Consider the following 21,516-nt stretch of genomic DNA (forward strand, 5'->3'; position numbering starts at 1 on the left):
CTCTACCAACATGATTAAATACACATAACCATTCTCTTCAACCTGCCAACTCCAGGTACAAAGTTTTCACATTTAGGCAGTATTATACCCGAAGATCTTATTTTGGAAGGGTGGAGAGAAACTTCAGTATTTCATTTCCTATCTGCTGTGCATGGGTTTCTAACGCAAAGTGGCCGGTATCATAAAATTTTACTATTGCGTTTGGAATATCTTTTTTATAGGCCTCAGCTCCGGCTGGAAGAAAAAATGGATCTTTATTTCCCCACACAGCAAGCAATTTTGGTTTATTGGTTCTAAAATACTTTTGAAACGATGGATACAGATCAACATTTGTTTTATAGTCTTTCAACAGGTCAAGCTGAATTTCTGCAGATTCTGGTCTATCTAGAAAATACTGATCCAAAATGTAAGCTTCGGGAGCTATAAGCGATGAATCGGTAACACCAGTAAAATATTGGAATTTCGTTCCCTCCTTGCTATAAAAAGACCTTAGTGCATCTCTATTTTCCTGGGTGTCATTTTTCCAATATTTCTGAATTGGATTCCACCCCGTACTCAATCCTTCTACATAGGCATTACCATTCTGCGAAATAATCCCCGTAATTTTCTCTGGATTTGCAAGTGCCAGACGAAATCCGGTTGGTGCACCATAATCGAATACATAAATTGCAAACCTTTTTAAACCTAATTCATCAATAAAACCCTGCATTGTTTTGGCCAGATTTTCAAAAGTATAGTTATAAGTTGTACGGTCTGGCAGATCAGTATTTCCAAATCCAGGAAGATCAGGGGCTATAACGTGATATTTTTTGTTTAACACCGGTATCAGATTGCGGAACATATGTGACGATGTTGGGTAACCATGCAATAATAATATTGTGGGTGCTCCTGCCGGGCCTGACTCTCTATAAGCTACGCAAAGTCCGTTTACATTTACTTTGCGGTGATGAACAAGCCCAACTTCTAAAGCAGGACTTGTTTTAACTGTGTTTGATTGTGCCATAATTTCTGTTCTTCCTAATAAGCCAGTTAAGATGATCGTGAAGGCTATTTTTAGTTTTTTCATTTTTCCTTTTTTTTATTCAAAAGTAAACCTGATATTTAATCTTTCAAAATGATTTATAAAGATACTATGTATCTCAATTTAAGATTTATGAACACGAATGACCTTAATTTATTTGAAGCCGTTGCGCATTATGGCAGTTTTACAAAGGCTGCTGAAGCCATGTTTACAGTTCAATCAAATGTAACTACCCGTATAAAAAATTTGGAAGAGGAGTTTGGCGCACTACTTTTTACCAGAAACAACCGCAAGGTCGAATTAACTCCGGAAGGCGAAAAACTTATTAGGTATACCAAGCAAATCAACCATATTTTGGATGAGGCAAAAAGGTCGATTGGTAAAAGTGACATCGTAAAGGGCCAGATTAAAATTGGATTTTTGGAAACGATGATGACCCTGAAAGGGCCTGAACTTGTTAATGAACTTGCCTCTAAATTCCCTTTTGTTGACCTGGATTTTAGATCCGCGATGAGAGCCAGCTTAATTAGTGATGTGTTGAATTATAAACTAGATGCTGCATTTATCCCTGCTCCACTTGACATTCCTGAGCTTGAACAAATTAAAATAAAGGACGAACAGGTTGTAATTGTTGCTCCGGCAGATTGTGAAAACCTGGATGTTTTACTTAAAAAAAATCCGCTTAAAACAATAGTTTTCGATCAGGGCTGCGTCTTTAGAGCTAAACTTGACTCTTGGCTTGTAAGTAAAGGTATTGCCGAATATCATAAAACAGTAATGAATTCCATTGAAGGCGTTGTAAATTTCATTGAATCCGGTATTGGATTTAGTGTTCTGCCAGAAGAAATCATAAGTACGTTTTATGGTAATAGAAATATAAAAACATTCCCTCTGCCAAAGGAGTTGGGTCTTATGACAACGATTTTGGTCTACAGAAAAGATGTTCCACTTTCCCCTGCTTTAAAAGCCTTTATCAGCATCAGTAGCGGAACAAAAAGTAACAATATCGACAAATAAAGATTTCACATTCAAGTCTCAAACTGTTTCAAATAAAATACTTGATCTTATGGAAGCAGCGGAAAAACTTAAGCAACATTTTTTGGCAAACACAACAATTACCCTCTGCTATGGTAAGCAGAAAGCATTTTCATAGCCAATTGGTTTATTTAATAGTAATGGGCAACGATGCAGAAGGTAAGCCATCGGCTGTTGCTGTTATTGTAACGGTACCCGGTTTATTTTTAGCGCCAATAATTGCCAGAGCCAAACCATTGAATGCTTTATGATGATCGGCTTTGAATGATTCGTGGCTGGTTTGGCTTCCATTATCAACACCCGCAAGGAAGCTGTCGGCTCCTGACAGTTTGAATTTGACATCATTATCTGCATTCGGCACCATTATGCCATTTTTATCTACAATTTTAACGGTAATAAAAGAAAGATCATGATCGTTTGAACGTATGGTGCTCCTGTCGGCACTTAATTCTATCCTGGCTGGCGCACCTGCAGTTTTAACCTCGGTAGTTTTCACCACTTTGCCATTTTTGCGCGATACGGCCTTTAAGGTTCCCGGCGCATAGTTTACTTTCCAGGCAATGTGCAGACTGTCTCCCTGTTTCGATTTTGTACCTAATGATTTGCCGTTTAAAAACAGTTCAACCTCATCAGCATTACTGTAATAGGCCCAAACATCAACAACTTTACCAGCTTCCCAGTTCCAGTGCGGTAATATGTGGAGCACTGTTTTATTGGTCCATTCGCCCTGATATAAATAATAAACGTCCTTAGGAAAGCCAGCCAGATCTACTATCCCGAAGTATGAACTGCGGGACGGCCACTGGTAAGGCCATGGTTCGCCTATATAATCAAACCCGGTCCATACGAACTGACCTGATAGAAAAGCATGTTTTTTATATATTTTCAAGGTTTCCTCATGGGTATGACCCCAGGGTGCCGAAATATTATCATAAGCATTAACGGTATGATCAGCATTCATTTTCCAGCTTACCCTTTTGCCATTCACTACCCCGCCTCCCGGCCACCGTTTAATGGTATCGGGCGAAGTATTGTAAACACCACGGCTTTCCAGCGCCGAAGCAGTTTCCGTACCAATGAATTTTTTACCGGGGTAATCCTTCTGAAAATTGGCCAGTTTATCGTTATGGTAATTGTAACCTAAGAGGTCAACAGCGCCCGATTCGACAATTTTATTGCCCGGGCCGGGTTCGTTATTGCCTGTAGTGATTGGCCTTGTGGTATCCAGTTGATGAATGATACCGGCAAGCTCGCGGGCTATACGTGTCGCGCTGGTATCTCTTTGCTCGGGTATTTCATTTCCAATACTCCATATGATCACCGAAGGGTGGTTCCTGTCGCGCAATATCTGATCTGTCAGGTCGCGCTTGTGCCATTCCTTAAAGAAAAGATGAGCGTCAAACTGAGGCCTCTTATGAACCTGCCATACGTCAAATGCTTCGTCCATAATAATAAGGCCCATGCGGTCTGCAAGGTCTAAAAACTGTGGTGCGGGTGGGTTGTGTGAAGTGCGTATCGCATTTACGCCCATTTCCTTTAATATTTTAAACTGCCTCTCCAGCGCGTGCACATTAAATGCTGTGCCCAGCGCGCCCAGGTCATGGTGTTGGCAAACGCCGTTTATTTTCATGTAAACACCGTTAAGGCTGAAGCCTTTATCGGCATCAAAATTGAAATAACGGATACCCAGCGGTGTTTCATACTGATCAACAACAACATTATCCACCAATATTTTGGTTTGTACTTTATACAGGAATGGTTTGTTAACCGACCATAATACCGGTTTATTAACACCGAAATTTTGGCTTATGGTAGTAACCGTATCCTTTAAACTAAGGCCAGTAAGGGTTTTGCTTGCTACTACTTTGCCGTTGGCATATATGCTGCTGACAACAGTGGCAAGTTGAGTATTGCCTGCCGCGTTTTTTATGCTAACGCTCAGGTTAACATCGGCATGACTGGTGCTTACCTTTGGTGTGGTTACAAAAGTACCCCAATGGTTAATGGCAATTTTGTTGGTGCTTATCAGCCAAACATTGCGGTAAATGCCCGAACCAGAATACCAGCGGGAATTTGGTTGTAAAGAATTATCAGCCTTTACAGCTATCACATTTTTACCGCCATAATTTAAATAGGGCGTAAGTTCATATCTGAAACTGATATAACCGTTTGGTCTGTAACCTAAATGATGACCGTTTATCCATACATCGCTTTTTTGATAAACACCGTCAAAAGCAATATAGATCAATTTGCCTTTATCCGTTTGCGGGATGGTAAAGGTTTTACGGTACCAGCCTATACCGCCTGGCAAAGCGCCACCTTCCACAGTGGCCGGGTTTTCTTTTTTAAATTCGCCTTCTATGCTCCAGTCATGAGGTAAATTTAATTTTCGCCAGCTGGCATCATTAAAATCAACGTTTTGGCCGTTGGGTATGTCGCCCAGGTTAAACATCCAATTTTGGTCAAAATCCAAAACCGACCGCCCGCTTTGCGCATGCACAGCAGCTGATAAACTGATAAGGATAAACAAGTAAAATAATTTTTTCATTTTGGTTAGAAATAATTATTAAATGTATCTATAACGTTTATTTATAGCAAGTGATTTAACGTAAATTATATGTTATATTGGATATTCCGGCTCTTCAGCAGATGTGGTTCGCATATATGATATTTATAAAAATGGATTTAACTTTTCGCATAACAATTAATTATCGCATTGTCCTAATTTATGTTCTATCGATAAACAAAGAAGTTGGATATTTTAAAGGTGAAAAATGACTTCTGAAGTAATGGCGAAACATGTTTTCAGTCATCACTTTATTTGTCTATTTAATTCTTCTCGAAATGGAAAATAGCTCCGTTGATTTGCTTCTGCCTTTTAAAACGTTATCCCCAACTGATGTTATGATGTAATTGTTGGGAAACTGAATTATTTTTGCCAGATCTTCAGATAAAAGCAGATCAGTATTGAAATGGTTACAAAGTCCCTGGATCCTTGCTGAAGTATTGAGCACATCTCCCGTAAAAATAATTTCTTTTTTAAGCGATCCGATTTCCCCGGTAGTTACCATACCGTAATGCAATCCCGCTTTGAAGCTTGGCAAGCAACCATACCTGTTGTTGTACTTTTCAGTTTCCTTTTCTAAAACATGTTTCATAGCAAAAAAGCACTCGATGCAATTATTGTTTTTTAACCCGTCTTTCAGCTTCCAGCATATAATCATTTCATCACCAGCATACTGATAAATCGTGCCGGCATAGTCAATAACTGCACTTGAAAGGTCAAAGAAATATTCTCTTAACATTTCGAAGTATTGGACATGCCCCAGCTTTTCGGCTATTGTAGTTGATGACTTCATATCCAGAAACATAAATATCCTTTCTTCCTGCACAGGTTGATGGTATGTTCCCAAAAAAAAATTACGCAGTGTACCCTGGCCCAAACTAGCGCTAAATTCAGCATAGAATTGGGTAATCAAAATTATTGCACCCATATAGATCATAATACCGATCATTGCGTAGTCAGTTAAAAAGGCCAAAGCTGGCGATGAAAGGATTTTGAAAGGATATCCTTTCTGTGTGTAAAGCACATTAATTAGCGTAATGACAGTAAGGAATGTGATTACAATGAACAGATAAATGACCGATTTAGATACAATTTTCCTGGTGAAGCTTTTTTTGATGAACCACTTGCTAAAATAACCAATCTCCAGGATCCCGGTAAGTATCCCCATGAGCATTCCTGCAGTCGGGATTGCAATTATACTTCTTCCAAAATTATAGGGAACACCGGTAGCTGGATAAGCGTCTAAATGGCCCATAATACCTTTTTCCAGTACGCAATAAACAAGGCTAAAGATAAACCACAATACGCCGAAAGGAATAACGCGTTCTATATTTCTTTTCGTTTTTGGTGACAGCATAGACTAGAATTTTATTTAAGCTCCATCTAAAAAGACCTTCCCGGCTTTTATTATAAGTTTAATATACTGGTGGCCAGTTCAAGGTACTGAAATATATTAAATATTTTCAGTTGGCCGATATCCCTTAAGATATTGTTTATTTCTTGACTTTTGACAAAACTGGTGTCGGTAATCTAGCTATTTTCATATTTTAGATATTCTGCGGGCAAATTAGAAATCCATTAGTGAGGATAAAAGGTTAAGACAATCCTTTTAAAAGAAGTTTCATACCTGCCAATGAAGTAAAATAGGCATTATGGAATACACCATTAAAATAAGGGATGTCAGAAAGTTCAAAGTTACAGGCTATTACAAAAGCCGAAGATAAGAAGTTAATCAGGCAGATCGTTTTCATCGTTTCGAATTAGTTTTTAGTGTTTAACATCAGTGTTAGCATTGCATCAAGGCAGATGCATTTGGGTATGTATTAATTGACTTGTAATCATTAAATTTGATAAGGCAAACATAACCTGCTTGCGGATCCCGGAATTGTAAGAAAACGAAATGAAGTAATGGAAGAAACGGACATAAATGAAGCATTATTTTTCGTAGAGCCACCTTTAGAAGATGTAATTACTAGCTTCTATCACATGCTGGTTGCCCCAGGCGGAACACCTATTACCAGGCATGTTTGTCCGAATTTGGAAATGATGTTGGTATTTAACTTTGGTGTACCTGTACGCATTTCCTTTCACAATAATCTTCTGGATACTGAAGTGATCAGTCGTAGCGCTGTAATCGGTCCGCTCCGACAGATGCTGAACTATGAACTGCTGCCCGGTGCAGATGCTCTGGTTGTTAATTTTAAGTTCAATGGTTTTCAGCGCTTGTTTGGCATGCCTTTAACGGGACTGACTGGCGAGGAACTGAAAGGTGCAGAGATTTTAAAGGATGATGGTCTTTTTGATCGCCTTTGGGAAGAATTAGCAGCCCTGCCTACAACAGAGCAAAAAGTGGGTTTACTTAAGCAGTCAGCCGTAGGTTTGTTAAAGGAAAACGATCAGGTACTGCAGACGATAATCAGTAACCTTGCCCAGTTTTTCGACCCCTGTGTTGATCCGGTAAAGGCTATAGCGGCTGATACCCGTCTTTCAGAAAGAAGTATTCAGCTGAAATTTCAAAAGCATACCGGCTATTCTGTTAAAGAGTTGCTGCGCTTTTTACGTTTTAAAGAAGTTATTGCGTATATCCTTGCCCGGAGCAATCAGAAGATAGCAATTTTTGACCTGATCACCAGGCACGATTACCATGACCAGAGTCACCTGATCAAAGACTTTAAGTATTTCTTAGGTCTTGCACCTCAACAGTTTATTAAAAACTTAAACAATGGAAGTTTCTGTGTAGTGAGTGATACCTATCCATCCCAGCCATAATATAATTATTCCAGCAGTGTATTACTTAGTTAGATTGAGGATGATCAGCCTGATCTGAAATAGCTACCTGAGGATATTTAATATAAGAAAATTGAGCAGCCATTTCGTTTTCTTACAATTTCCCCGCGGTCTGTTCCTATACATTTGTACTGTTCATTCAAATTAAACAGAGGCAAATATGGAATCACTTACAAAAAATGGAAACAGTATTCAGGATAATACTGAAAATCATCAAAACACTAAACATTTAGGACAAACCAGCTTCAATACGACAGAAGTAATTATGCCAGGCATCATTGAGCCGGACGGATTATTAGTTAGAAGCCGTGTACTAGATAGCCCTGCTGCCGGGCAGGTAATGGTAAAAATGGAAGCCAGCGGCATAGCTTTTGCCGAGCAGTCCATGCGCCGTGGCAGGTATTATGAGCAGCCCAAGTTTCCTTTCGTTCCGGGCTATGATCTTGTTGGTAGGGTGGTTGCAACAGGGCCAGGCGTTGACCCAGCTTTAATGGGTAAACGCGTAGCTGCCATGACAAAGATTGGGGGCTGGGCAAGCTATGTGCTGCTTTCGGCCAGCGATTTGCTACCTGTTCCTGAAGCTATTGATCCGCTCGAAGCTGAAACACTAATTGTTAATGGCATCACTGCCTGGCAAATGCTGCACCTAAAAGCCCAGATCAAGCGTGGACAAACGATCCTGGTTCACGGTGCCAATGGTGGAGTTGGAACAATTCTGACACAACTGGCCCTTTATGCCGGTGTTAAGGTAATTGGAACTGCTTCACCTCGTCACCATGAAACATTGCGGGCACAAGGCGTGCTGCCGGTAGATTATAACGATATTGATTTAGCGGGGAGTGTGCTTAAACTTTCACCCGGTGGAGTAGATTCGGTTTTTGACCATTTGGGCGGAGCGAGTTTTGCCAGGTCTTTTGGCCTGCTTGCTAAAGGTGGTGTACTTGTTTGTTATGCCATTGCCTCGGCATTGAATGACAAGGGTAATGTTTTGATCCCGTTTTTAAAAGTATTGATACAGTTAGGTTGGTGGAACATCATGCCTAATGGTCGCAAAGCCTATTTCTACAATATCTGGGATGGAAAAGGCAGCGAAGCTTTCCAGGAACAACTCAGGGAAACTTTTACGGAGCTCACCACTTTGCTCGCCAGTGGAGCGCTTAAACCGCAAATTGCTGCCCGGTTTCCCCTAGCTCAAATTACAGCGGCCATGAAATTGGCGGAATCACGGACGGCTTATGGCAAGGTTGTGCTTGTACCCTGAATTAAGGAGTTGTATTGTTAATATTAATGTGGTATTCGACTCCGCTACCATAGGCAGAATCACTAGCACGACCGTCATTCCCGCGCAGGCGGGAATCTTAAAGCACTTGCATTACGATTCCCAATCTAGTTGGGAATGACGATCTCGCGCAGCCTGCCATTTGCCAAAAAGATCTGTCTTTAATATTGATTTATGAATTAATTATCCTTCAGGATGACAATCTATATTTATGATTTAGCCTCACTGCGGTCGAAAAGACGATTTATCTTCAACTGTCATTTCTACTCCTTTGTTTTGTGAAAAAACGGACCAATCAGATTCAGCTACAATTAAACCTGTTTTGGTCACATTCTACTGATTATTACAAGGAGATTTGTATAAATGCAAAAGTCTGCCCGGCTAAATGCCAGGCAGACTCTTTCTTAAGGTATTAACCTTGCTGATCGCAAAGCCGGATCACTCTCTTAGAAACTTAGTGACATTGTACTGTTTCATTTGTGGCCGATTTAGTTAATGCGTGTAACCGTAGAAACCTTTACCATTGGAACATCAATTTTCTGCGGACTTTTTATTTGCAGTAAGGTGTTTTTTTGAATTGGAAAAAATACTTCAGTCATTGCAGTAAGTCCATTGTCTGCAAATAGCTCTACAGATGCTGCGTCAATGTATATCACTACCTTTTTGGTGGCCGCATTTGAAATTCTTGGCGAACTATATTTTTTTGCGAAATCTTTCTCGAAACTACTATTTCCGGCATGACTGCGGTCAATAAAATAACCTTTATCCTGTTCGAAACCGATAATAAGCTTCTGGTTTTTTCCATCTCCAAGTTCAATGCTGAAGTCGCCCGGACTATTAACCTGCATCTCAATCTTAGTACCTTTCCCATCTTTTAAACCTGCTGAAAGATCTAACGAATTAATTCCAGTCAATTCTTTGCGTTCAAATACCACTTTCTCCAGCTTAGATACTTCATTAACAGGAGTAGAAGCAAGATAAATCTCTTGACCAACTTTTTTAAGGGTCAAATCGCGGGGTAGGGTGGTTGCGCCTCGCCAGGATCCGGTAGGTATGACATTGGCATAGTTCCAATTGTTCATCCATCCCATCAGCACTTTTCTTGTTCCGGTATTGGAAAAAGTAACACCCGCATAATTGTCAGTGCCGTAATCCATCCATTTTTGCTTTTCAGCATCTGGTTTAAAAGTTTTTCCGTCAAAATCACCGGTAAAATACTGTGTGGCTGAACCACCATTAGGCCCGCCCGGATTGATGCTCACCAGGAGTACCCAATGTGTTTTGCCGTCAAGTTCGAGTGGAAATAAGTCAGGACATTCCCAAACGCCACCATGAGCACCCAGCTTTTCGCCAAACTCGCTTTCCTTGCTCCATTTCTTTAAATTAGGAGAGGAATAAAATGTGATCCGGTCTTTTGTGGCCAAGGTCATGATCCATTTTCCGGTAGCGGCATGCCACATTACTTTTGGATCTCTGAAATCCCAGATGCCGGGATTTGGAAGAACAGGATTTCCAGCGTACTTCGTCCAGGTTTTACCTTCATCAAGACTATAAGCGAGACTTTGATATTGGTGAAGCCCTGTCTTCTGATCTTCAATTTTCTTGTTGTGATGAGTAAAGATTGCGACCATCGCATTTTTACCAAATCCCGCCGTATTATCCTTATCTATGACCGCGCTACCAGAGAATATCGTTCCAAGGCTGTCCGGATATAGCGCTATCGGCTGCTCTTCCCAGTGGATCATATCCTTACTTATTGCATGCGCCCAATGCATGGGCCCCCAAATAGTGGAATCGGGATTGTACTGAAAAAACAAATGGTATTTTCCATTCAAATAGACCATTCCATTTGGATCGTTCATCCAATGGGCTTTAGGCGTAAAATGGTATTTTGGGCGATAGGGTTCCGTATCTGCACTTTTTTGATGCACCATCCTCGTCGACGTGCATCCATAAAAAAAAGATGCAATGAGTAAACCAAAGTATAAAATTCTTTTTATTTCCATTTCTGTAAGTTTAAAATATAATTAATTATTAGTGCTTACCATATGCTTTTGAGTTTCCAGGCCCGGATATTTAATTTTGTATTTCCACCCTCGGAAAAAGTTTCCAGACCAAGTTGAGTGTCAGCGGCAAATGTTGTGGCACTCACCACCTTTCCTCCATCATTCGCGAATATTTCAATCGAAGAACGATCGATAAAGATATGTAAACGAAGGCTACCATTATTCAAATCTAAGGGTACAGCATACTTTTTTGCAAACGATTTTGTAAAAGCGGTATCCGTAATGAAGTTGGTGCAGTTGCGACGGTCTAAGGTAAGTTCACCAAGCTGCGGATCATATCTTAGTTCCAGTTTTCTGCCTTCACCAACGAGCAGGTTAAATCCAAATGCCTTAGCGGTTCCAACGGTGAACGTGGCGTCGAGTTCATAAGAATTCACACCGGGCTTAAAGTTTTTGATAGACTGAACATCTTTTAGCTGTAATTGTTGACGAATACCACTATCACGAAGTTGGGCAAGCTGCGGTATCGGCTGCTGAAAAACCCTCAGTCCGGATGGCGTTTCTCTTAAAGTCATTACCCTGGGAATGGATTGAAAGCCTTTTCCCCATTTTGATGGTGCCCTGCGTGCATAATCCCAGTTCCCCATCCAGCCTATGGCATGAACGGTGTCGGCCAGGCCGTTTTTGTTGTCATAGTCCCTCCAGGTTCTGGTGGCATAATAATCAGGTCCATCATCCAGCCATAAGGCGTGTTCAAGATGTTGATTGCTTAATTGATCAGAAAACAGGATATGATCTACAGCGATGAACCCCGTAGTCGTATCTTTGCTCAGATCTACAAGTTCCAGTTGTGCTTTCTTGCCTACCCAGGGGCGTACATCCCATCCGTTCCATTTAAATACTTTGGTATTATCTCCAGTGGTTGTCCTTACTACCTTGCCATCGACCAAAAGATTTATGCAGGTGCTATCCTGGTGATTTCCACCCATAAGCAAAAAATTAATGGCTTTAGTGGTTATGGTGAAAGCCTGGGATTTTGACCGGACAATTGCCCCAGTAACATTTGCTGTACTGAGGTAATGATTACCTAAATAATCAGTGACACCAGATACTTTGTTTTCATGCGCTTCGGGAAACTCAGACCATTTTGAATTTTTACCCTCAAAATTCTCAAAAACAGACCCGTTGATGCCTTTTCCAACACTAAGGTAATCAGCGAGCTTTTCATCGGTCACAAAAGTTTTTCCATTAAAATCACCCACAAAATACTGCACTCTATTCGGACCTCGTCCGATGATCAGCACCCATTTCTTCTTATTGCTTCCTTCAATCGGAAGTTCGAAAAGGTCAGGACATTCCCAGAATGAGTTTTTGGCACCCAGGCCTTTAAAGCTGCTGCAAAAAGTCCAGTTTTTGAGATCCGATGACTGATAAATATGAATCTGCTGGACGTCAGGTCTGGAAACGACCATCTTCCAGCTTTTATCCTGCTCATACCAGAAAACCTGTGGATCCCTGAAAAACACTTTATTGATATCCAGAATCGGATTCCCCTGGTAATAGTCAAAACTCCGTCCCTCATTATTACTGATGGAAATGGCTTGTGTTTCTGGAAGTGAATCACCAGGAAGGTGTTTGGTATAGAAAGCGATCATACTATTCTTTCCAAATCCTCCGGTGTTCATTTTGTCTACGACCACCGAACCGCTGAAGTAAGAAAATCCCATTCCCTCTTTCATAGGTCTGCGCATTTCCTGCCAGTGAACCAGATCCTTTGAAACCGCATGGCCCCACCAAAAAAGATGATAAATATTGTTATAATGAATAAGTCCATCCGGGTCGCCCATCCATCCTTTTGCTGGGCTGAAATGATACATAGGTCGGTATTCCTGTGCTTTTCTATCGATTTCCTGGGCATATACGCATCCGCCCACCAATAAAAACAGTCCGAGGATATACCTCAAATCAAACCTATAATCAAATTTAATGCTCATCATCCTGACGATTAATGGGTTGATACCTTCAAATTAGTAACTTTTGCCTCTAAACCATTAGCAGTCAGCGACCATGGTGTACCTTTTGCACTATAACTTCTGTTTGTTAGTGCAACCTGATCGTTGAGATAGAGTACGATGATCGATCCATCCACAATAATACTAAAGTCGTATGTTTTTCCCTGTTCGAAAACAAATGGAACGCGGGTAACTTCCTGGCCATTATTATAGGCGGCAATACGATTTGATGCCGGTTCGAACCTGATCTGGTAGGATCCGTTAAGGTCAGTTTTTGCATTAAAGTTTAAGGAGGCTGTTCCGTTAAGATTGCTTAAAGATAGTTTTCCTTTAACCATAGTTGTTCCGTTAAGCGTTGCAAACCTGTATCCTGAAGCTGAAGAGGTTCCGGTTAGGGTATAGTTCCCAGCCGATCCGCTAACGGTGCCGGTCTGAGTGCTCACCACGGCATCTGCATCTTTACTAAAATAACTTTTTACGCTAATTGGGGCTTTCACCGCAAGCTTATCATTGCCCAGCTTAGTAATCTGCTGGCTGATGAGGTTTCCTCCCCAGGTGCGAACACCATTGTCGTTTTCCGGACTGCGGCGGTGTGCCCAACCGAAAGCATAACGTTCAGTACCATTACTTGCTGTTTTACCGGCATAAAACTGATGCCCGTCAAACATATCCATTCCATCTGCTGGTTTTAACCATGGCCCTGCTGAAGACGATGCAACCCTGTAATGCGTTCCCGGGCTTGTGCTCCAGTCTTCTGCAAAAAGCATAAAATACTTGTCATCAATTTTGAAAACATCTGCACATTCAAGCATCAGATAATCGCCTTCAACAGAAAGAGGTCCTCTTAATTGCCAGTTATCACTTGCCGGATCGCTACTGGTGTAAACGAGTATTACACCTTTGTTTTCTTTTTGAGCGCTCACCATCATCCAGTAGGTAGAAAACTCTGTATTATAGAATACATACGGATCTCTAAAGTCTGTGGTTGCATAACCTTCTGGTGCTTTGAGCGCAAAACCAGACTTCTTTGTCCATCCTGTAGTTGTGCTGCAGGTGGCGTACATGATCGCTTCACGTGTATTGCCCGTTACAAATGCACTGTTGGCATTCTGCAACCAGCTGTTATTTGCATTATAACCTGTATAGTAAAAGTAATTTGTATTTCCAGCCTTTACCATAGAGCCTGTACCAATGAGGTTATCCTGAGTAGATTTATTGCCATAAGGAATCATCTCGCCATCATAGCTGAAGTCGAGCAGGTTTTTAGAACTCAGCTTGTGGATAGCATGCTGACCAGTGCTACTTTGCTTCACCTGATCAGGATCATCGTGCAGAAAAAACAGTTCGAACTGTCCGTTCACATAGCTAGGCATCACATCACCAACCCAACCTGTCGACTGGCCTGTAGTGGAATTCGGGCTTATTTGTGGTTTCGGGAAGATGTTAAATTTCTCTTCGCTAAAAGGTTCAGCCGGGGCGTAGGTTTTTTCTTTGGTGCAAGACAGGAAAAGCGAAATCGCCATTCCTGCTAATAATATTCTTTTCAATGCCATATTAAATCACTATTTAATTGTGAAATTATTTTTTTAGATAGTCGATCGCATTTTTGGTAAGTCTGCGAATGTTCGTGATGAATCTATTACTGGTAGGCGCACCATTTTGAGGTTCTGAATACCAATCGTATGCACCAAAGGTGATTACGACTACATTTCCAGGGCCATTTGCCTGAGGCCATTCAGCAATGCCAACGCGGCCGTCGAGGTTATCGTCCCATGCCTCAGATGCCAGGTTTATTCCACCTGTCTGCTGACGCCATCCTGCACCATTCATGTAACCTCCCCAGTCTGGAAGAAACCACCAGGCCGTGTGGTTAAGTCTGAATGTTCCTTTTTGCAAAAGATTAGCCTTCCCGGTTTCATAGGTCTCCAGCCCCTGAAAGAGGGGATGAGATTCCTTGCCTTTGAAAGAGATCCCCCAATCGCTACCATTTTCGATAAAGCCAGCGCCAAGGGCAAAATCTCCAAAAACATTGTTTGGCCCTTTACCAGCCGGCACCACGCCTAAAGCCTCTACGTACCTACCCGCCATTGAGGTTAGCAGCAAACTTCCGCCTCCATTTCTGTATGCCTTGAGCGCATTGATAACGGCTGCACTAGTTGCCTGGGCTGGGAGATCCTGTGCAGAATCGAAATGCCACCAAATTACTTTATAATTGGAAAGACGCTTTCCGGTTTCCAATGCGGCAAATGAAATATAGTCTGCAGTAGGGTAGGTGGCAAAAAACCAGTCACTTGCTGCTTTTTCATCCGGGTTAGTTATTGCCGATCTTGAACTTGCTGTACCTAAAAACGCATACTCGCTTATAGAATTGCTGATAAAGGTGACCTGGTAACTTGTGGTAAAATTACCCTTGGTGAAAGTGTAGGTTACTGGTTGATTGAAATCCTGTGCTGTACCACTTAGCGGGCTAACCACAACATCTTGCTCTGCTTCTATGATTGGCTTAATTCCAGCTAAATCTGTTCCGTCGGGAAGAATTAACGTTGCGGTACGGTTATCGTGATTTATCGATGCTTTTAAGCTACCCACAGAGACGCTTTTGAGTGGAGGAATAATTTTCACCGTTGTTGAATAATCTTTAAAAAGATTTCCATTCACTACCCTGAAATCTACGGCACCTGTAAAATTAATGGGTTTATTAAAATTCATGGAACTTGTTGCGCCATCTGGCATTTCCACTTTAGGTGTCAAATTTGAAATATCTGTGCCAAAAGGAACATTAACGCTTATCGCACCCGTTTTTTGGTCGATAGTAGCAACAATACCATTAATCGAATAAGACACGAGCTGTACCTGGCTGTCAAGTTTAAAATCATTGTTCTTATCCTTTTTGCAGCCTATGAATGGTAAGACCATTACAAAGACTAAAAATGCTTTCAATATTTGCTTTAATTTCATTTTCTAATCATTTAGAGGTTTAGTAACCTGGATTTTGAACATAGTTGTTTTCACTAAAGAAGATTTGGTTTTGAGGAATTGGTAAGTATTCGTCTCTTCCTTTTGTAAATCTTGCAGTAGTATAAATACTTCTGAAGCTCTTTTCTGAATCAAAAAACGAGTTGATCACCTGATCGGCTACGCCCCAACGGATGAGATCAAAAAACCTTTCTCCTTCCAGTGCCATTTCTAAACGGCGTTCAAATCGCAAAGCTTTTCTGGCGTTTGCCTGATCCCAAACGATGTTTGTTCCCGGAACATATTGCTGTACATTGTATTTGGAGGTCGGCTGTCCGTTGGCCATCACCAGTTTTGCTGTGCTTTTAGATGCCCGGTCTCTTATTGCATTAATAATCGGTAAAGCCTCAGTCTGCCTGCCCAGTTCAATCAGTGCCTCTGCTTTAAATAACATCACATCAGCCAACCTGATCATGATTCTGGCTTTTGTATTGCCGAAAAAGGGAGCAACATTTATAAAACAGTCACAATCAGGTGATACGTTTTCTTTCATAGAATTATAAGTTCCGTATAGCGGAATATTTCTGCTCCAGCTTGCTGTAACCACTCTTGAAGGATCATATTTCCATGGAGCTCCAGGTCTGGATATGGTATGGTCTACCCTTGGATCGACTGTATTTGTAGTAAAATCGACATTCTGTTGGTTGAAAGTATCGAATAGCGGTATCCCGGTAGTTGTTGTTCTGAAAGCATTCATCAGGGTTTGTGACGGTTTTTGGAAATCGCAGCATCCAATACCTTGTGGTACCGTAAGCATATCACCAAAGTTTACCCGGCCTCGTCCTGCGCCATCATTACTCGAAAACTGAACAGACATAATCGCTTCAGTACCATTCTCAAATGTTCCAGAGGTGAAATTATTTGCAAAATCTGCCTGTAACTTATAAGATGAGGCCAGCACCTGATCGGATGCATCAATAACCTGTTGTAACCTGTTCTGGTCGATTCCTGTTACGGCATGTGTTGCATTTTGCGTGTAAGCCTGGAACAAACGTGTTTTCGCTAAAAAAGCATAAGCAGCAAATTTATTGGCTCTTCCTATTTGTGGTTGGGTTGCTGGTAATGCCTCGGCAGCAGCCTGAAAGTCACCGGCAATCTTCTCCAGAATCTGATCTCTGCTTAGTGCATTGTTCTTCACTAATTTGTAGTCATCTGAAGGTACTGTATCATCAATATACGGGATATTCTTAAACAGGTTTTCTACCATCAGGTACCAGTATCCGCGTAAGAAACGAAGCTCTGCTAAACGGGTTTTAACCAAGGGATATTCCGCTTCGCTAAATTTGCTTAATACTCTAATGCCTTCATTTGCCCGCCTGATGCCTACATAGATATTAAACCAGATGCCATCATAGTTCCATTGATCAGGTCTGGAGGCAATAAAAGTCTCCATATTATGGAAAACATCTCCATCATTGATACCGCCACCTCCTTTATAGGCATCATCAGCGCGGATATTTCCATACTGATACATACTAAATGCCCTGTTGATTTCATCGTTTCCTAATTGTGAATAAGCGGCGGTTACAAAACCCTCGGCCTGTGCCGGAGTTGCAACCTGGCTTTCGTTAAGCGAACCTTTAGGTCCAACTTCAAGTGCTTTTTTGCAGCCCGTGGCTAATATTAGCGAGACAGCAAGGGTGATTATATATTTTTTCATAATAAAATCTTCAATTATTTAAAATCTTACGTTAATTCCGGCTGTAACAACCAATGGATTAGGGTAGCCAAATCCTGGGGTCTCCGGATCCAGACCAGTAAAGGATTTTGACTTCATTAAAATGGCTAAATTGTCTCCTCCGATGTAAACACGAAGATTCTGCATTTTTAACTTGCTGATCAGCTGTTTGTTAAATGTATAGCCGATTTGAGCGTTTCTCAGTTTAAGATAAGATCCATTTTCGATAAAATAGGTCGAAAGACGAGATTCGAAATTATCATCTGTAAGCGCTACTGCCGGAATATCGGAGTTCGGATTGGAAGGTGACCATGCGTTTAATAACCTTGCTCCTTTATTTGAGGAAGATTCAACGGCACTCCAGAAATCCGTATAGGATTTGGCCTCATTTTGTACGGCTACATCACCTATACCCTGCAGAAGAAAAGAGAAATCAAAATTTTTGTAGTTGATATTTGCGTTAAACCCATATGTATATTTAGGTAGTGGATTTCCAATCCAGGTACGGTCATTTACATCGATAACACCGTCATGGTTTAAATCCACGTAACGGATTCTTCCAAGTCCTTTGTTGGGTTGCGCAGCATGATTATCTACTTCAGCCTGAGTCCTGAAAAGACCATCGGCAACATAACCGAAGAAAGATCCAATGGTTCTTCCCAGAATATTCTGTCCCTTGCCATCACCTCCGTAGGCGTTCACTACTGCCGGAGGCAAATAGGTAACCTTATTTCTAACCATATCGAAATTCCCGTTCACATCAATGCTTAAATCATCAGTTAAGCGGCTTTTGTGTCCCAGGGATAGTTCAAATCCACGGTTTTCCATTGATGCCCCGTTTACATAGGTATTACCGCCTTCGCCAAGTACGCCAATGTATGGAGGAAGTAATAATATGCCGGTGGTTTTCTTAATGTAATAGCCAACACTACCATAAAGTTTTTGTTTCCAGAGCGAAAAGTCGAGTGCGACATTGCTCATTTCTGTTGCTTCCCAACGCAGGTTTGGATTGGCATTCTGGGATAGATAAAACCCGGAAGGAAGCACACCGCTTTTGTTTCCATTGATATCGTAAGAAGTGATATTGTAATTGGACAGGTAAATATTATAAATCGCGTTATTATTAATCTCCTGATTACCGGTTTTCCCCCATCCTGCATGAAGTTTCAAATCGTCTACAATGGAGGTATTATTCTTTACGAAAGATTCTTCGCTAATTCTCCAGGCACCTGAGAATGCAGGGAACCAACCATATTTATTATTTGCTCCAAACCTGGAAGAACCGTCTCTTCTGATGGTTGCAGACAGGAGGTAGCGATCCATATAAGAATAGTTCGCTCTACCTATATAAGACATAAGCACGTTTTTTGCGCCACTGCCGCTGTTGTCTTTTATTCCTGTACCGGCATCTAAATACAGGTAGTCAGGATCTTCTAAAACAAATCCTTCCCGTGATGCCATAAAAGTATTGTTATTCTCAACAAAGTGTTCCGTTCCTGCAAAGGCATTAAGGCGATGATTGCCTGACTCCAGGCTATAATTCAGGGTATTGGTCCAGGTAGTTTTTACATTGTGTGTCTGGGTATTGATTACTTTGTTCACATCATTAACCAGGTAACCGCTCTGGTATTTTTTTTGCCAGTTCCGGCTGGTATAGTCACCGTAATCAATCCCGAAATTGGATTTGAATACCAAACCCTTGGCGATTTTAACATCTGCAAAGAAATTACCAAATAACCTCATATAGTCATAACCATTCTGTTGATTATCCTCCAGCACGCGAACAGGGTTCTGGCGATCGTTCATCCCGTCAACAGGACCGCCCCAGCCTATGCCGTCTACGGTATGCACCGGTATAATAGGCAATGCCTGCAGTGCGGAATTGATAATATCGGCAGCAACTTCTTTTGTTTTGGTTATGCTCAGGTTCTGACCTATCGTCAAGCCACCATTGAATAACTTATAGTCTGAATTTATTCTTGCTGAAATACGGTTGAATCCGGTCGTTCTTACAATGCCTTTGTTGTCAAAGTATCCGAGGGAAAGTAAATAGTGTCCGTTTTCAGTGCCGCTTGAAACCTGCGCATCATAATTCTGAATGATACCAAGCTGGGATATTTCTTTAAACCAATCTGTATTTGAAGTGCGAAGGGTTTGGGTAGAATTAAGAAATTCGGGTAAAAGAACCTTGTTCAATACAGGCTGATTGGTGTTTGGGTCAACCTTCCAGTCGAATTGATAACGCAATCCATTCGAATTAGGATCGAGGTTTTTGTTAACATAAGCCTGCCACAAAATTTTACCATAACCTTGCGCATCCAGCATATCCAACTTATTGACATAGGTAGAAAGCGATGAGTAAGCGTTCCCACTTAACTGTGTCTTACCGGTTTTACCCTTTTTAGTGGTAATTACAATTACGCCGTTTCCTGCCCTGGCACCATAGATACTGGCAGATGAAGCATCTTTAAGAATCTGCATCGATTCGATATCAGCTTGATTGAGTTCATGCATGCCTGACTTGGTAGGTACGCCATCGATAATGTATAGGGGATCATTGTTATTTAAAGTTCCGATACCCCTGATTCTGATGGTTGCCGGAGCGCTGGGGGCTCCGTTTCCTGTGATGTATACGCCCGCTACCTGGCCCTGCAATGCTTTCATCGGGTTGGCTACAGATTGCTTTTTAAGTTCATCTACATCCACAATGGCCACATCACCTGTCAGATCTTTTTTTCTTTCCGTCTGGTAGCCCGTTACCACCACATCGTTCAGGTTGGTAGCGGAAACTTCCAGTTGTGCGTCTACTACCGAAGTAGGGCCAACCTTGGAACTAACTGTCTGAGCACCCATGTAAATAAAGCGGAGGGTTTGCCCTGCGGCGGCCTGGATTATAAATTTCCCTTTTTCGTCTGTTTGTGTGGATTTACCGGTCTCTACATTATAGACGGAAGCTCCCGGAACAGGTTTTGAGGATTTATCGGTAACCGTCCCGGTAATGTTTCGGATTTGTGCGTATGTACTTGCCATAAAGCAAAACACAAGAACACAGCAAAGTATTACTTTTCTCATAAAATATGGTTTATAATGGTTAGTTTCTCTCTATATAATCAGCATTTGCCGGTTATGTAGTTTATTTGTTTTTATCCTCTAAGCAGCAGTGTGTGAACTGTTACTTTCAGTTTTTGTCGTAAATAATTCGTTATAGAAAGCCTGGTATTCGTCAAATTTGTATTCGGGGCATCCGCCTTTCTTCGTTGCGATAAATGCACCCATCGCAATCGCTTTTTTAAGTATTTGCAATGGTTGATCCCGGCGGCTGTGGGCAGCAATAAAGGCAGCCAAAAAGGAATCGCCGCTGCCAATCGTGTCCTTTACTTTAACCTCATTTCCCCAAACATTATAGGTTTTATCTAAATTATAGTATGAGGCACCGAATTCACCTTTGGTTACAATAACCTCGGGGATTTTAAACCGGTCCTGTATAAACCGTACCTGATCAGCTTCCCCTTTTAAAGAACCACCGAACATGATTTGTACAATACCCAGCTCAGCCTCATTAAACTTAACGATGTCTGCTTTTGATAATAAATGACCTAATTGAGCCTGGTTGATAAAGGGCGCACGAAGATTGATATCGAACACTTTAATCGCGTCATTATCCAAAAGATTATAAAGGGTATTCCTTGAGGTTTCGTTTCTGGACGCTAAACTTCCAAAAATAAAGTATGTTGCTGGTTTTATGTGCTGGAGGAGTTGTTGACCCTGATCAATAAAATCCCAGGCCACCGGAAACACGATTTCATAACTTACTTCATTACCATTGTTCATTTTGGCCAGAACCTGACTAGTTTCATATTGCTCATCAATTTGTAAGAGTCCGGTATTTATTCCCCAGTTTTCCATCAATCCAAGGAGTTTCCGGCCATTTTCATCGTTCCCAATCCGGCTGATCAGGCTTGAGCCTATGCCCAGCTTATTGAGGTGATAAGCAACATTTAATGGTGCTCCTCCAGGCTGTGGCCCGTCTGGCAGTACGTCCCACAGAATTTCTCCATAACATGTGGCTGGAGTAGAACTATAGTTTGGGTTATTTATCATATTATTCACGTATCAT

The 21,516-nt window shown here is 41.4% G+C and carries 14 protein-coding genes; 3 read left to right on the top strand and 11 right to left on the bottom strand.

Annotation, left to right across the window (positions count from 1 at the left end; translation table 11 throughout):
- Positions 1 to 97: 97 nt before the first annotated feature.
- Positions 98 to 1,066, bottom strand: coding sequence for an alpha/beta fold hydrolase (locus KYH19_RS03535; protein ID WP_219077573.1), 969 nt, complete (start codon positions 1,064 to 1,066; stop codon positions 98 to 100).
- 48 nt (positions 1,067 to 1,114) lie between these two features.
- On the opposite strand from KYH19_RS03535, the gene KYH19_RS03540 reads away from it, so the two are divergent.
- Entirely contained in the window at positions 1,115 to 2,038 is a 924-nt protein-coding gene (locus KYH19_RS03540) for a LysR family transcriptional regulator (protein WP_255562540.1), read from the top strand.
- A 145-nt stretch (positions 2,039 to 2,183) separates the two neighbouring features.
- Here the strand turns inward: KYH19_RS03540 and galB are convergent, their stop codons facing one another.
- From galB to KYH19_RS03555, 3 genes are all read right to left on the bottom strand, one after another.
- A complete protein-coding gene (gene galB / locus KYH19_RS03545) occupies positions 2,184 to 4,604 on the bottom strand; it encodes a beta-galactosidase GalB (protein ID WP_219077574.1) in 2,421 nt (806 codons plus the stop codon).
- Between the two features lie 277 nt (positions 4,605 to 4,881).
- Positions 4,882 to 5,979 (bottom strand): adenylate/guanylate cyclase domain-containing protein, encoded by a 1,098-nt coding sequence (locus KYH19_RS03550; RefSeq protein WP_219077575.1) that lies wholly within the window; start codon positions 5,977 to 5,979, stop codon positions 4,882 to 4,884.
- Positions 5,980 to 6,217: 238 nt separating this feature from the next.
- The gene (locus KYH19_RS03555; RefSeq protein ID WP_219077576.1) at positions 6,218 to 6,373 is read right to left on the bottom strand and encodes a hypothetical protein; all 156 of its coding nucleotides are present in this window, start codon (positions 6,371 to 6,373) and stop codon (positions 6,218 to 6,220) included.
- 157 nt (positions 6,374 to 6,530) lie between these two features.
- Between KYH19_RS03555 and KYH19_RS03560 the strand changes: the two genes are divergently transcribed.
- Together KYH19_RS03560 and KYH19_RS03565 are read left to right on the top strand one after the other, a co-directional pair.
- Positions 6,531 to 7,391 (top strand): helix-turn-helix domain-containing protein, encoded by an 861-nt coding sequence (locus KYH19_RS03560; RefSeq protein WP_219077577.1) that lies wholly within the window; start codon positions 6,531 to 6,533, stop codon positions 7,389 to 7,391.
- A gap of 178 nt (positions 7,392 to 7,569) precedes the next feature.
- Positions 7,570 to 8,670: a medium chain dehydrogenase/reductase family protein gene (locus KYH19_RS03565; protein ID WP_219077578.1), complete on the top strand. Its 1,101-nt coding sequence runs from the start codon at positions 7,570 to 7,572 to the stop codon at positions 8,668 to 8,670.
- 506 nt (positions 8,671 to 9,176) lie between these two features.
- Here KYH19_RS03565 and KYH19_RS03570 read toward each other — a convergent pair.
- From KYH19_RS03570 to KYH19_RS03600, 7 genes are all read right to left on the bottom strand, one after another.
- A complete protein-coding gene (locus KYH19_RS03570) occupies positions 9,177 to 10,694 on the bottom strand; it encodes a glycoside hydrolase family 32 protein (RefSeq protein ID WP_219077579.1) in 1,518 nt (505 codons plus the stop codon).
- Positions 10,695 to 10,729: 35 nt separating this feature from the next.
- Positions 10,730 to 12,688, bottom strand: coding sequence for a glycoside hydrolase family 32 protein (locus KYH19_RS03575; RefSeq protein WP_219077580.1), 1,959 nt, complete (start codon positions 12,686 to 12,688; stop codon positions 10,730 to 10,732).
- Between the two features lie 11 nt (positions 12,689 to 12,699).
- A complete protein-coding gene (locus KYH19_RS03580; RefSeq protein ID WP_219077581.1) occupies positions 12,700 to 14,253 on the bottom strand; it encodes a glycoside hydrolase family 32 protein in 1,554 nt (517 codons plus the stop codon).
- A 31-nt stretch (positions 14,254 to 14,284) separates the two neighbouring features.
- Entirely contained in the window at positions 14,285 to 15,664 is a 1,380-nt protein-coding gene (locus KYH19_RS03585; RefSeq protein ID WP_219077582.1) for a DUF4960 domain-containing protein, read from the bottom strand.
- A 19-nt stretch (positions 15,665 to 15,683) separates the two neighbouring features.
- On the bottom strand, positions 15,684 to 17,381 hold the full coding sequence (locus KYH19_RS03590; protein ID WP_219077583.1) for a RagB/SusD family nutrient uptake outer membrane protein: 1,698 nt from the start codon (positions 17,379 to 17,381) through the stop codon (positions 15,684 to 15,686).
- Between the two features lie 18 nt (positions 17,382 to 17,399).
- Positions 17,400 to 20,471 carry a TonB-dependent receptor gene (locus KYH19_RS03595; RefSeq protein WP_219077584.1) on the bottom strand — a complete coding sequence of 1,024 codons (3,072 nt, stop codon included), beginning with the start codon at positions 20,469 to 20,471 and terminating at the stop codon, positions 17,400 to 17,402.
- A 78-nt stretch (positions 20,472 to 20,549) separates the two neighbouring features.
- Positions 20,550 to 21,500, bottom strand: coding sequence for a carbohydrate kinase (locus KYH19_RS03600; RefSeq protein WP_219077585.1), 951 nt, complete (start codon positions 21,498 to 21,500; stop codon positions 20,550 to 20,552).
- Positions 21,501 to 21,516 lie beyond the last annotated feature (16 nt).

Source organism: Pedobacter sp. D749, from assembly GCF_019317285.1.
Taxonomy (GTDB): Bacteria; Bacteroidota; Bacteroidia; order Sphingobacteriales; family Sphingobacteriaceae; genus Pedobacter.

Excerpts from the sequence above, each read along its gene's own strand:
- KYH19_RS03535 (WP_219077573.1), bottom strand. The coding sequence starts at position 1,066 with ATGAAAAAACTAAAAATAGCCTTCACGATCATCTTAACTGGCTTATTA.
- KYH19_RS03540 (WP_255562540.1), top strand. The coding sequence starts at position 1,115 with ATGATTTATAAAGATACTATGTATCTCAATTTAAGATTTATGAACACG.
- galB (WP_219077574.1), bottom strand. The coding sequence starts at position 4,604 with ATGAAAAAATTATTTTACTTGTTTATCCTTATCAGTTTATCAGCTGCT.
- KYH19_RS03550 (WP_219077575.1), bottom strand. The coding sequence starts at position 5,979 with ATGCTGTCACCAAAAACGAAAAGAAATATAGAACGCGTTATTCCTTTC.
- KYH19_RS03555 (WP_219077576.1), bottom strand. The coding sequence starts at position 6,373 with ATGAAAACGATCTGCCTGATTAACTTCTTATCTTCGGCTTTTGTAATA.
- KYH19_RS03560 (WP_219077577.1), top strand. The coding sequence starts at position 6,531 with ATGGAAGAAACGGACATAAATGAAGCATTATTTTTCGTAGAGCCACCT.
- KYH19_RS03565 (WP_219077578.1), top strand. The coding sequence starts at position 7,570 with ATGGAATCACTTACAAAAAATGGAAACAGTATTCAGGATAATACTGAA.
- KYH19_RS03570 (WP_219077579.1), bottom strand. The coding sequence starts at position 10,694 with ATGGAAATAAAAAGAATTTTATACTTTGGTTTACTCATTGCATCTTTT.
- KYH19_RS03575 (WP_219077580.1), bottom strand. The coding sequence starts at position 12,688 with ATGAGCATTAAATTTGATTATAGGTTTGATTTGAGGTATATCCTCGGA.
- KYH19_RS03585 (WP_219077582.1), bottom strand. The coding sequence starts at position 15,664 with ATGAAATTAAAGCAAATATTGAAAGCATTTTTAGTCTTTGTAATGGTC.
- KYH19_RS03590 (WP_219077583.1), bottom strand. The coding sequence starts at position 17,381 with ATGAAAAAATATATAATCACCCTTGCTGTCTCGCTAATATTAGCCACG.
- KYH19_RS03595 (WP_219077584.1), bottom strand. The coding sequence starts at position 20,471 with ATGAGAAAAGTAATACTTTGCTGTGTTCTTGTGTTTTGCTTTATGGCA.
- KYH19_RS03600 (WP_219077585.1), bottom strand. The coding sequence starts at position 21,500 with ATGATAAATAACCCAAACTATAGTTCTACTCCAGCCACATGTTATGGA.